This window comes from Pseudomonas sp. FME51, from assembly GCF_014897305.1.
Map to the genome: position 1 here is coordinate 234,675 of NZ_JABUYN010000008.1, position 11,467 is coordinate 246,141.

At 53.6% G+C, this 11,467-nt stretch carries 11 protein-coding genes; 7 read left to right on the forward strand and 4 right to left on the reverse strand.

The window, feature by feature from the left end:
* Positions 1-225: 225 nt before the first annotated feature.
* Positions 226-1,089, reverse strand: a complete 864-nt coding sequence (locus INT39_RS15490; protein WP_413468931.1) for an alpha/beta hydrolase — start codon at positions 1,087-1,089, stop codon at positions 226-228.
* Positions 1,090-1,600: 511 nt separating this feature from the next.
* Here INT39_RS15490 and INT39_RS15495 point away from each other — a divergent pair.
* Positions 1,601-2,134, forward strand: a complete 534-nt coding sequence (locus INT39_RS15495; RefSeq protein ID WP_193074913.1) for an REP-associated tyrosine transposase — start codon at positions 1,601-1,603, stop codon at positions 2,132-2,134.
* A 138-nt stretch (positions 2,135-2,272) separates the two neighbouring features.
* Here INT39_RS15495 and INT39_RS15500 read toward each other — a convergent pair whose 3' ends face one another.
* Positions 2,273-3,193, reverse strand: coding sequence for a LysR family transcriptional regulator (locus tag INT39_RS15500; protein ID WP_193074886.1), 921 nt, complete (start codon positions 3,191-3,193; stop codon positions 2,273-2,275).
* A 92-nt stretch (positions 3,194-3,285) separates the two neighbouring features.
* Here INT39_RS15500 and INT39_RS15505 point away from each other — a divergent pair, with 92 nt between their 5' ends.
* Both INT39_RS15505 and rlmM read left to right on the forward strand, forming a co-directional pair.
* Positions 3,286-3,549: a hypothetical protein gene (locus tag INT39_RS15505; protein ID WP_193074887.1), complete on the forward strand. Its 264-nt coding sequence runs from the start codon at positions 3,286-3,288 to the stop codon at positions 3,547-3,549.
* A 200-nt stretch (positions 3,550-3,749) separates the two neighbouring features.
* On the forward strand, positions 3,750-4,841 hold the full coding sequence (gene rlmM / locus INT39_RS15510; RefSeq protein ID WP_193074888.1) for a 23S rRNA (cytidine(2498)-2'-O)-methyltransferase RlmM: 1,092 nt from the start codon (positions 3,750-3,752) through the stop codon (positions 4,839-4,841).
* Positions 4,842-5,088: 247 nt separating this feature from the next.
* Here rlmM and INT39_RS15515 read toward each other — a convergent pair whose 3' ends face one another.
* The gene (locus INT39_RS15515; protein WP_193074889.1) at positions 5,089-5,373 is read right to left on the reverse strand and encodes an antibiotic biosynthesis monooxygenase family protein; all 285 of its coding nucleotides are present in this window, start codon (positions 5,371-5,373) and stop codon (positions 5,089-5,091) included.
* Between the two features lie 112 nt (positions 5,374-5,485).
* On the opposite strand from INT39_RS15515, the gene tusA reads away from it, so the two are divergent.
* Complete coding sequence (tusA, locus tag INT39_RS15520) at positions 5,486-5,725, forward strand: sulfurtransferase TusA (protein ID WP_193074890.1); 240 nt, start codon at positions 5,486-5,488, stop codon at positions 5,723-5,725.
* Positions 5,726-6,038: 313 nt separating this feature from the next.
* Here tusA and INT39_RS15525 read toward each other — a convergent pair whose 3' ends face one another.
* Positions 6,039-7,445 carry an MATE family efflux transporter gene (locus tag INT39_RS15525; protein ID WP_193074891.1) on the reverse strand — a complete coding sequence of 469 codons (1,407 nt, stop codon included), beginning with the start codon at positions 7,443-7,445 and terminating at the stop codon, positions 6,039-6,041.
* Positions 7,446-7,513: 68 nt separating this feature from the next.
* Here INT39_RS15525 and INT39_RS15530 point away from each other — a divergent pair, with 68 nt between their 5' ends.
* The 3 genes from INT39_RS15530 (at position 7,514) to INT39_RS15540 (ending at position 11,148) form a co-directional block, all read left to right on the forward strand.
* Positions 7,514-7,705 carry an elongation factor P hydroxylase gene (locus INT39_RS15530; protein ID WP_193074892.1) on the forward strand — a complete coding sequence of 64 codons (192 nt, stop codon included), beginning with the start codon at positions 7,514-7,516 and terminating at the stop codon, positions 7,703-7,705.
* Positions 7,706-7,766: 61 nt separating this feature from the next.
* Entirely contained in the window at positions 7,767-9,194 is a 1,428-nt protein-coding gene (locus tag INT39_RS15535; protein ID WP_193074893.1) for a site-specific integrase, read from the forward strand.
* Positions 9,187-11,148: a hypothetical protein gene (locus INT39_RS15540; protein WP_193074894.1), complete on the forward strand. Its 1,962-nt coding sequence runs from the start codon at positions 9,187-9,189 to the stop codon at positions 11,146-11,148. The genes INT39_RS15535 and INT39_RS15540 overlap by 8 nt, the downstream gene beginning before the upstream one ends.
* The last annotated feature ends 319 nt before the right edge of the window (positions 11,149-11,467 follow it).

Here is an 11,467-nt window from a genome sequence, read left to right on the forward strand (position 1 = left end):
ATGCCTTGGTATTGTACTTTTGGAAGTTATAGTGGCGGGATGATACCAAGGAATAAAGTGTCCCGTCCATGGTAAAAAGATAAGCGACTGAACGGTCAGATCGTAAGGATACGAAACGAGACAAATTGCTGCATAGCGAAACGGCACTCGCGATGGCTGCAAAACAGGCACAAAAAAGGCCAGTCGCCCGAAGGTGACTGGCCTGATTACAGCCTTATCGCACTATCAGTTGATACCCTTGCGCTGAACGTCCCAGTTTCTGTCGCCGCACAGACCGCAGTTGCTGCCGTAGAAGGTGCTTTCCGCGCTCTGGTCATCCATCAGGTGATAACGCATCCAGGCAGTCGCCGGACCGCGAAATTCACCGGCATTGCCGACCGGCTCAAAGTGGCTGACCGACCGCCGCTCACCCCAGAACACCGGTACGTTGGCGCGGTTGTATACCGGTCGGGCATTCAGCGTCGGGGAGGCGATGGTATCGCCGCCACCCGTCATCAGGAACATAGGACCGCTCTGGTTGCTTTGCGAAGAGCTGCGATGGCCGAGGCCGATGGTGTAAGGCTGGAAGGGCGCACTGACCGTCACCCGGCTGTCCTGACCGGCCATGATGCTACCGCCACCGCCTTGGGAGTGACCCGCGGTAGCAACGCGGTTGATGTCCAATTGGCCGGAGAAGGTGCCGGTGCTGCGGCCATTCTGATCAACCAGATAATCCAGGCAATCGATCATTTCTTCACCGGAGCCGGCGTTGGAGGTGCGCGCCGCTGCCACAACAAAACCATGGCTCGCCCAGTGCTCCAGCAAACCGCGATAGGTGCTCGGCGAGCTGCCAGTGCCATTGCCCCACAGAATGATCGGATGCGGCACGCCTGCCTCACCCAAGGTGCGGGGACGGTAGACCGCGCAGGTGGTGTTGACGTTGCTGTTGGTTACCGAATAGGGGCCGCTTGCGGCGAAATCGGCAACACCGGGAAAGCCCGTGCCTGTGCCCGGGCCGGGGTCGGGATTACCCGGGTTAACCGCCATCGCGCCCGCCGAGAGCAGCATGCCCAGAGCAAGACTGGTGAATTTGAATGCAGGTGCTTTCATGATGAAGTCTCTTGTTATTTTCATGATAGGGATAGATGGACCAACCTTGCGGCCAGCCCGACACAAACCCTAGACCCTGCTTACAAAGGCGACACTAGCCTAAAAGGGTGAAATATGAGACAAATTGCGGTAATTCACATTTTTGCAAATTGAATCTCCCGATATTAAATTGCCACGGTGAGACGGTTTGTAGCGAAGCGGCATGGACGCAAAGCCGGAGCGCAGAGCCTCCAACAACCGATGGTCCCCACGCTCCCGGGTGGTGACTGGCCGCCTGCACAGCGGTGGGGGCGGGACGCAGAGCATCCCCCAACAACCGATGGTTCCCACGCTCCAGCGTGGTAACCGCGCCGTGGACGCTCTAGCGTCCAAATCGACCAGCATGCACAAAGTGATCAGGTCTAACGGCAGAACCGCGAAGCGCGTCACAGATCCGACCATCCCGGTCCGCCGGCACACAGGTCACCGCTATGCTGTAGCTCCACCAAGATCAGGCATCAGGGAAGCAGCCATGGGACGCAGCCGTTATCTCATCACCACACCGGATCAACCACACTTTCTCACCTGCACTGTGCTGGAGTGGCTACCGCTGTTCAACCAGCCCGCACTGGTGGATATCCTGCTTGATAGTTGGCGCTATCAGCAGGAACAACATGGCTTGCGGCTCTATGGCTACGTAATTCTGGAAAACCACCTACACTACGTTGCCCAAGCGCCGGACTTGGCTGCGGCGGTCAGCAGCTTCAAATCCTTCACTGCGCGGCAAGTCATCAGCTACCTGGAAAGGAGAAACTCCTCAGGTACCCTACGCCAGCTGCGCTTTGCCAAGCGGGCTCACAAACAGGATAGGGTCTACCAGCTATGGCAGGAAGGCTCGCATGCCGAGTTGGTCTGCAGTGAACGGGTGATGCAAGAAAAACTCGAATACATTCATCAGAACCCCGTCAAACGAGGCTATGTAGACCGGCCCGAGCACTGGCGCTACTCCAGCGCCCGGGACTATGCAGGTGAGCAGGGCCTGATCGACATACAACCCTGGTTCTAGTGATAGCCGCCTCCGGCTGCAGCCTGCACAGCGGTGGGGAGCGGGACGCAGAGCATCCCAGCATGCATTCCCACGCTGGAGCGTGGGAATGATCTGGTGCTGAGCCAGCACTCTGTTGTCGCCCGCCGCCCCCGCGCTTCACGCCACCTTGGCCTTGACCCCCTCCAACGTGGCGAAGGAAATATCCTTCGCTGTCAGCAGGAAATCCTGCATATAGGACATGTCCAGCATGTCCTCGCGCACGGCGGCATACAGCGTGCCGAACAAACCCTCGCTGCCCAGCGGTCGGGCACTGACATAGCCGCGTTGCAGGTATTCGGTGATCGCCCAGTTCGGCAGACAGCACACGCCCCGTCCCGATGCTACCAACTGCATCATCATGATGGTCAGCTCGGCATTGCGCACATCGATCGGCTCAACGCCAGCCGGCTCCAGAAACTGAGTGAAGATATCCAGCCGGTTGCGCTCTACCGGGTAGCAAATCAGCGTTTCCCCCGCCAGATCCTGGGGCTCGATATGGCTGCGCTCCGTCAACGGGTGCTGATTGCCGATGGCAAGCATCGCCTCATAAGTGAACAGAGGCACATAGCTGATCCCGACCATATCCTGCGGATCGGAGGTCACCACCAGATCCAGCTCACCGCGTGCCAACGCGGGCAGCGGAGCAAAGAAAAAGCCTGAGGCAAAGTCCACCTCCACCTCAGGCCAGGCATTACGGAACTGATCGATGGTCGGCATCAGCCACTGAAAGCAGCTGTGACACTCGATCGCCATATGCAACCGGCCGGCTTGGCCTCCCGACAGCCGCTGCAGATCCCGTTCCGCCTGGCGCACCTGGGGCAACAGATTATCCGCCAGACGCAGCAGCCGAAGGCCCGCGGAAGTGAAACGTATCGGCTTGGTCTTGCGCACAAACAGACTGGTGCCCAGTCGCTGTTCCAGATCCTTCAACTGATGGGACAGCGCCGACTGCGTCAGATGCAGCCGCTCGGAGGCTTCCACCAGACTGCCGGCCTCTCGAAGCGTGGCGAGCGTGCGCAAATGACGAAGTTCGAGCATGGCCCTTTCCTTATCATGAATGAAATCGAAGTTTATCATTAACATGATGAGTTTGATTCACTATTTGACAGATCGATGAACCGATACTGCATGTGGATCTGGTCCGAGCGCCCGAGAGCCCCGCAGTCATTGCGGCTCTGGAAGCATGGACGCAGGCCAAGGCAACAAGAGCCGCCTCGCCACGTATCCATGATTCTGATGGTTCCCACGCTCCGCGTGGTAACCGCGCCGTGGATGCTTCCGCGTCCGAACTGGCCGCTTGCACAGCGGTGGAGACCGGGACGCAGAGCATCCCGGCATGCATTCCCACGCTGGAGCGTGGGGACGATCGGGTGGAGCCAGGGCTCGGTTTCTGATGGTTCCCACGCTCCGCGTGGTAACCGCGCCGTGGACGCTCCTGCGTCCGAACGGGCAGTCCGCACGGCGGTGAGAATGGGGCGCGGAGTATCACGACATGCACTCCCAGCCCGAAAAGTCTCCGCCGCGACCAATGTCACTGGCACCACACCCCCCGGCAGCGTTAAAGTAGCGCCCGATCTTGACTCTGGGGTTTGTCATGCAGGAATTGTTGTTGCATTGCCGTCCGGGCTTTGAAAGTGAAGCCGCCGCTGAAATGCAGGAGTTGTCCGCGGAAAAGGGCATCGCGGGTTATGCCGTTACCCGCGACGGCACCGCCGTGGTGCGTTTTGTCTGCCCAGAGGATGGAGATGCTGGCCGCCTGATGCGCAAACTCGACTTCCGTCAGCTGATCTTTGTCCGTCAGTGGGCCGTCGGCACCTGGCTGGACGTACCAGCCGAAGACCGCATCTCACCCATCATCACCGCCTGCTCCAAAGGCCCCATCGCCTCCAGCATGTGGTTGGAAACAGCGGACACCAATGATGGCAAAGCCCTCGCCGCGCTGACCAAGAAACTCGGTCGCCCGCTGGAAACAGCCCTGACCAAAACCCGCTTCGTACGCCCAGCGAAAACCGATGCGCCACGGCTGCACGTATTCTTCGAAAGCGGTCAGCGAATCTTCGTCGGGTGGTCCTGGGCTGGTAACGCAGCGCCCTGGCCAATGGGCATCCCGCGCCTCAAGGTGCCTCGCGACGCACCCAGCCGGTCAACCCTGAAACTCGAAGAGGCCTGGCACCACTTCATCCCCCGGGACGAGTGGGACAGCCGTCTGGCCCCCGGAATGACCGCCGTGGATCTCGGCGCTGCACCGGGCGGCTGGACCTGGCAAATGGTCAACCGCCACATGGAAGTGATCGCGGTAGACAACGGTCCCATGGCCAAAAGCCTGATGGATACTGGCCAGGTCGAGCATATCGAAGCCGATGGCTATATGTTCAAACCGAAAAAGCCGGTGCAGTGGATGGTCTGTGACATCGTCGACAAGCCCGCACGCAGTAGCGCCATGCTCGCCCGCTGGCTGACCCGCGGCTGGTGCCGGGAAGCGATCATGAACTTCAAACTGCCGATGAAACAGCGCTACCGGGAAGTCATCCAGTGCCTGGAACATGTTCAGGACGCGCTGGACGAAGCAGACATCCGCGCCACCATCTCCTGCAAACAGCTATACAGCGACAGGGAAGAAGTAACCTGTCACGTACGCATATTGCATTCGGGGAGCTACCGGGTAGCGAAGCAGGTTGCAGAGTAACAGGTAGGTGCTGAAACCGGGACGCAGAGCGTCCTGGCATGCATTCCCACGCGGAGCGTGGGAACGATCGGACCGTGCCCCGGACGCTCTGCGTTCAAACTGGCAGCCCGCATGGCGGTGAGAACGGGACGCAGAGCGACCCCCGCTCGATGGTTCCCACGCTCCCGCGTCGGAACCGCGCCTTGGACGCTCCTGCGTCCGAACCAACCAACTGCACAACGCCAGAACCCGGCCGCATGGGTTGGTCTTACAGCGGCTCCAGCAGCGTAACCTTTTCCTCTTCCATCAGCATTGGCGCAAACAAATCCAGGCACTCCTTGCGCTCCGGCGAATGCTCCCAGCGTTCCCATGAATGGCGATTCTGCCAGGTCACAATCACGTAGCGCTGGTTGGGGCGTTCCAGATCAATGAAGGACTCACCGAACAGATAACCGGGAGACTGGATGGCCTGTTGCAGAATGCTGCGTGCGGCGGCTTCGTAAGGTGCTTCCAAACCTTCTGCGATGATGCGTTCAATCAGAACCTTGATCATGTTTACTCCTTGATATGGCGATGAATAATCACAGTGTTGCCTCCTGAGCCACGACTGGCAAGTGGCGGGTGATTTGCGGATAATCCAGCATTACGTTTCAGAGTCCGATGTTATGACAACCGCACCAACCCAACTCGACGCCCGCGGACTGTTCTGCCCTGAACCCGTCATGCTACTGCACAACGCCGTGCGCGACCTTGCCGCTGGCGAATGCCTGGAAGTCCTGGCCACCGACCCGTCAACGCAACGAGACATACCACGTTTTTGCAGCTTTCTAGGGCATGAGTTGCTGGAGCAGCAGGAGCGGGCAGGGGAGTTTCACTACCTGATCAGGAAGCGGGATTCGGAGTAAAGCCCTGGACGCTCCAGCGTCCGAGCCCGCCGCCCGTGCAGTGCCGAAACCGGGACGCAGAGCGTCCCAGCATGCGTTCCCACGCGGAGCGTGGGAACGATCTGATAAGGAGCCGGCACTCCGTTTCCGAGCCGGCAGCTTGTACGATGGTGGGACCGGGACACAGAGCCATCCCAACAACCGATGGTTCCCACGCTCCTGCGTGGTAACCGCGCCGTGGACGCTCCAGCGTCCGAGCCCGCCGCCCGTGCAGTGCCGAAACCGGGACGCAGAGCGTCCCAGCATGCGTTCCCACGCTGGAGCGTGGGAACGATCAGCGGGTCACCAGATGGCTCTTGTTCTGCGGAAAGCGCTGTTTGCGTCTGCCGCCAACAATCGCCAGGCGGATTGAGAGGAATGTTGCCGCCACGCTCAGGCCGATGATCAAACCCTTCCAGAATCCCGCCGGCCCTTGCGGTGGTCCAAGCAGATCGGTCAGGCCCAGTATGTAGCCGCTGGGCAGACCCACCAGCCAATAGGCGATCATCGTCAGCAGCATCGGCACCCGCGTATCCTGATAGCCGCGCAGCGCCCCGGCACAAGCGACTTGCACCGAGTCGGAGAACTGATACAGCGCCGCGTAGAACAGCAGCGCAGTCGACAGCGCCAGCACTTCCGGATCGCTGGTATACAGATACGGCAGCCAATCAGCCAACAGATAGATACCGCTGGCAGCCACCACGGCGAACAGCAGTGCGACGGTAATGCCCACCTTGGCAGCAAACAGCCCCGCCCGCGCACCGTTCATACCGAGGTTATGGCCGACGCGCACGGTGATGGCCAGGCCAAGACTGAAGGGCACCATGAAGATGATCGATGTGAGATTCAGCGCCACCTGGTGACTGGCGACCACCACCGCACCCAGACTGCCGATCAACAGGGCAATCAGCGCAAACATACTGGTCTCGGAAAACAGCGATATCCCAATCGGCAAACCCAGCCCCAACAGATGCCGCTGCACCGGCCAGCGCGGCCACTCGAAGCGCTCGAACAGACGACAGGCATCGTAGATCTTCGAGCGTTTCAGATAGATCACCATGCAGCCGAGCATGAACCACATCACCAGCGTGGTAGCAACACCGCAGCCGACGCCGCCCATGGCCGGGAAGCCCAGCTTGCCGTATACGAGCACGTAGTTGGCCGGCACGTTGAGTAGCAGCCCGAGAAAGCCGATGATCATGGTCGGTTTGGTGCGCGACAAACCGTCGCTCAGCCCGCGCAATGCCTGGTACATGCCCACCGCTGGAAAGCCCAGCGCCACCGCCTTGATATAGCCGACGGACTTGGGAATCAGCTCTTCCTGGACACCTGCCCAATACAGCAACGGCTCCACGGAAAACAGCAACACCGCGCAGATCACCCCGATACACAGCCCCAGCCAGACTGCCTGACGCACCAGCGGCCCGGTTTCCTCCAGGCGGCCGGAGCCACTGCTGGCGGCCACCTTCGAGGTGATGATCATCAGCACACCGGTCAGAAACAGAAAGGTCGGTACCCAGAACGAATTCCCCAGCGCCACCGCAGCCAGATCGACAGCGCTCACCCGGCCGGCCATGGCAGTGTCCACGAAGCCGAGCAGAGTGTGCGACATCTGCGCCGCAATGATAGGCAGCGCCAGCCAGATCAGCGCACGCAGTTCTGTTACACTGCGGCGCCAGCGGGGGAGGGTTCTATGAGTCATTTCGCGATACTGCGTAAGGGAGAAAAGCAGCCCATCCTATCAATTTGCCGAGCATTGTCCATCACTCTATGACATACGATTGCCATGATCTGATCCGACTGTTCGCGGACTGTTTTGCCAGCGAATTCAACACTCGCCTGGTGGGTGGCGCGCCGGAACCGGTCTACCTGCCGGCGGATGCCAACGAGCCGATGCACCGCATCATCTTCACCCTGGATTATTACCGCAGTGCGCTGCATGAGTTGCATGCATCTCTTTAAAGGTTGACATGCTAAGAAACTCATGTCTGGATGATGTACATCCAAAGGAGTTTCTATTCTTATGAAAGCCACCCTCAATGATGTTTTTAAATCAACAGCGAGAGTTATCCATTTAGGCTATTTCCACAAAGGCCGATTGGTGTGGCAAAAAGGGAAAGGGGTTGACGAGTATGAATACAGCTTTTCCGGCATAGAGGGGAGCGGCTACTTTCCGAAGATGCCTGTGATTCTTCAGTCAAACGGTCTGCCCTGGGATATTGGGAATGCATATCTGTTTGGCCAGTTGGAGAAGCCAAGTCTTTCTAATATGAGAACCCTCACAGCAAGAGCAACTCACTTAAAGTACTATCTCCAGTACTTAGAAGACACAGGGCAGCATTTTCTTGATCTTCCTAAACTTTACTACGAACGTGCACCGCAAAAATTCAGGGTGTTCATGAGTAAAGTTTTGGATAATCACGATTTTAGTGCCGAAAGCATTAATAACGTACTTTCTACGGTTGCGCACTTCTATAAAAACATCCGCTATGAATCTCTGGTGACGGAAGAAAGTTTAGAAAATAAGCCATTCACCCCGATAAGAAAGTCGATAATGATCACCAATCGGGTGGGTTTAGTTCGAAGCACTCAGGTCATTACGAATGACCTTAGGATTAAGAGCAGCAGACATCAAAACTCTCCATTAGGGAAGCTAAGAGACGGGGGTAGTTTGCGTCCTTTAACCCCGGGAGAGCAGAAAATTATTTTTGATGGATTTAGAAAAAATTACGCCTCGATTGAATTGGAATTAATGATTCGAGTCGCACTTGAAACAGGAGCTAGGCAGCAAACCGTAGGTACATTAAGTATTGGCTGTATTAAAGAAGCTTATAGTGAATTAGAAGCTGATCCGTCGATGACTCATGTTGTTATAAATGGAGGTCAGCGCTACAAGGCTGATACGAAGGGTAGTAGATTAAATAGGCTGATTTTTAGACGTGAGCTAATTCATGATTTGATGGCCTATATCGACTGTGAGCGTGCAGAAGACCGTAGACTTCTTGATAATAGTTTTTATGGTGATACTGACGATAACTATGTATTTTTAACCCGAGACGGAAATCCTTACTATACAGCTCAACGAGAAATCCTCGATCGCCAGGATCCTAACGCGGCCTGGAATATTAAAGCGCCTATGATGGTGCCCAAGAACGGTCAGTCTCTCAGGAATGAGTTGGGTCGGTTCATTTCTCGTATCCAAAATAATGAACCAGACTTTAAAGTTTTCACTTTCCATGACCTCAGAGCAACGATGGGTATGAATATCGTGAGATCTATGAGAGCAAAGGATTATCCTGATTCAAAAATCTTTGATCATGTTAGGCAGCGATTGAACCACAGCAACTTTAAAACGACTGAAGGGTATCTCAACTTTGACTCTGAGCTTTTAGAATTTTATGACATACAAGAGGCTTTTGGTGAGATGATGTGTGGTTACGGCGATGAATGAATTTCTCGCCAGCCGTCCTTTAATTGAAGTCAACTCTAAGAAATTACCCGAAGTGTATGCGCCCCAATCTGTAGTGATAAAAGGAATCCGGTCGGATGGGGTGCACTTTAAAGTGGATATTGGCAGAGTGTGTTATTTGGAACGCGCAATGGATTCAGAAGGCTTCCTGAGTGGTAAACACTATATCCCTAGCCCTGTTAATAACAAATCTTTATCGTTAGAAAGAGTTGAGTGGCTCAAAAACTATTTGTATACCTCATTTCATAAAGGGTGGCGCGATGAAACGCTTAGGCAAAACCTGCATTGCTTGCGGCATTTCTTTCACTTTTGTGACTTTGATGGAGGCTTGAAGCCAACCACATTAGAAGGATTAGTGAGTGAGTATAAGCGCTATCAAATTATACTTGATCAAAAAGGGAGGTTGAATGGCGGTTCGTCTCTTAAGCCATCGTCGATTTTAAAGCGCTTAAATACAGCACGAAGTTTTATCCAGTGGGCATTTCAGCTATCGAATAATGAGATTCTTGCTCTTATACCTAAACATCGTAGCCGGCAGTCTACTACAGTAAACGAGGGCAGGTCTGTAAGTCTTCAGGATGGACAGGACTACTTACGTGCATGTGCTGTTTATTTCAATCAATTTGCTGACTCTATTTTAAATAATCAATATCCAATTCCGGTTAGCCCACCGTATGATGAGCGTGAACATCTATATTGGCATTCAAGTTTAGGTACGTCTTTGGTGAGTTTGCCAAATTGCTTTACCAAAGAAGGCGAACCATTACCGTTTCAAGAAATAAAAGATGTTCTGGCAAAAAATTTTAAAAGTAAATTATCGGAGAAATCCGATTTTTATGATCGAGCGCTTGTTCGTAATAGAAATGAATGGATGAACGGAAAATTAATACCTCACAAGGTCTATGCTTATAACTTAAGTGTATTCTGTTTTTTTCAGATCTATCTTGCGTTCACAGCGGCAAATGTTCAGCCTACACTTGATCTTAAAATAGCCGATATAGATCTCAGTAAGGTGGGTTCGAGTGCTTTTGCAAAGAAGCATAAATTTCGTGCTGGCAGAACGGTAAAGTTTGAAGCGCCCAACCATTTGAAGCGAGAGATCATAAAGTATTTCAAGTTAAGAGAGTGGGCTGAAAGTCTAGGGCTACCTGGTGATGCGCAAGAGTACTTGTTCGTCAAAATTGGCGAGAAAAATAAATTGCAACGATTCGATAGAAGTAGTGGTTCGGTCCTCATCAGGAAATCCATCCTATTTAAAGGACTTACCAAAATTTCATCAAGGGATATACGACAGCTTACAGGTGAGTATTTCATTCGTAAATCACAAGGTAAAGTTTCTTTAGTTGCAAAAAAACTAAATAACTCAATTGCAACTACAGCAAGAGCATATACATCAATTGATATAGAATCTCAGGCTAAGGAAATGAATCGTTATCATGAAGAGCTGAGTTCTCAAGTTAAGTATTTTAATCGAACAGCTAGTAGTCCCCTTCCAGTGAGTCTTGCAAGTGAAGACGAATCTGAACGAATCGCCTCCGGGGCTTGTACTAACATGAACGGTGAAATTCCTTCGAGAGCCAATGGGTTTAACTCTAAAGCCCCTGAGCCAACCTGCGGTACATTCGAAAGTTGTCTTTTCTGTGAATACTTCGCAGTCCATGAAGATTTTGAAGATGTCCATAAACTTTTGAGTCTGAGAGAAGCGCTAAATGCCACGTCAATTATTCGAAATGACTCAGAGCATCATGAAGCGGTTGTTAAACCCGCAATATTTAGGATTGACGAAATTTTAGGTTTTGTAAGCAAAAATAATCGTGGGCTTGAGGATGTAATAAGGCAGGCCGAAGACGAGATAGAAATGGGGAACTATAACCGACATTGGAGTAGGCAGATTGAAATCTTGACCCGGTTGGCTAGCAGCGCAGGAAGAGGATAATAGTTTGTCTAAATTAATGTTGCGTAACCCCATTGTTAAGGAAGTTTATCTACCAAATGAATTTTCACACCTAAAACCTGCTGATGATATGGTGGTTACAATCAATAAAGATGGAAGCCCTAGATCGATATTCCGGGATGATACATGGGATTACAGCTCCACAAGCTCAACGTTGCGATTACTTAACTTCAGAGCAAAGATCGAGAGCATTACCCCAGTTGATGGGGTTAAACTAGCAAGCAAAAATAGTTTAAATGTCGCTAATGAATCACACCGGGTTTCGTGGAGGCCTCAACTCTTGAGAGAATGAGGCATGAAG

Excerpts from the sequence above, each read along its gene's own strand:
- INT39_RS15490 (WP_413468931.1), bottom strand. The coding sequence starts at position 1,089 with ATGAAAGCACCTGCATTCAAATTCACCAGTCTTGCTCTGGGCATGCTG.
- INT39_RS15495 (WP_193074913.1), top strand. The coding sequence starts at position 1,601 with ATGGGACGCAGCCGTTATCTCATCACCACACCGGATCAACCACACTTT.
- INT39_RS15500 (WP_193074886.1), bottom strand. The coding sequence starts at position 3,193 with ATGCTCGAACTTCGTCATTTGCGCACGCTCGCCACGCTTCGAGAGGCC.
- rlmM (WP_193074888.1), top strand. The coding sequence starts at position 3,750 with ATGCAGGAATTGTTGTTGCATTGCCGTCCGGGCTTTGAAAGTGAAGCC.
- INT39_RS15515 (WP_193074889.1), bottom strand. The coding sequence starts at position 5,373 with ATGATCAAGGTTCTGATTGAACGCATCATCGCAGAAGGTTTGGAAGCA.
- tusA (WP_193074890.1), top strand. The coding sequence starts at position 5,486 with ATGACAACCGCACCAACCCAACTCGACGCCCGCGGACTGTTCTGCCCT.
- INT39_RS15525 (WP_193074891.1), bottom strand. The coding sequence starts at position 7,445 with ATGACTCATAGAACCCTCCCCCGCTGGCGCCGCAGTGTAACAGAACTG.
- INT39_RS15530 (WP_193074892.1), top strand. The coding sequence starts at position 7,514 with ATGACATACGATTGCCATGATCTGATCCGACTGTTCGCGGACTGTTTT.
- INT39_RS15535 (WP_193074893.1), top strand. The coding sequence starts at position 7,767 with ATGAAAGCCACCCTCAATGATGTTTTTAAATCAACAGCGAGAGTTATC.
- INT39_RS15540 (WP_193074894.1), top strand. The coding sequence starts at position 9,187 with ATGAATGAATTTCTCGCCAGCCGTCCTTTAATTGAAGTCAACTCTAAG.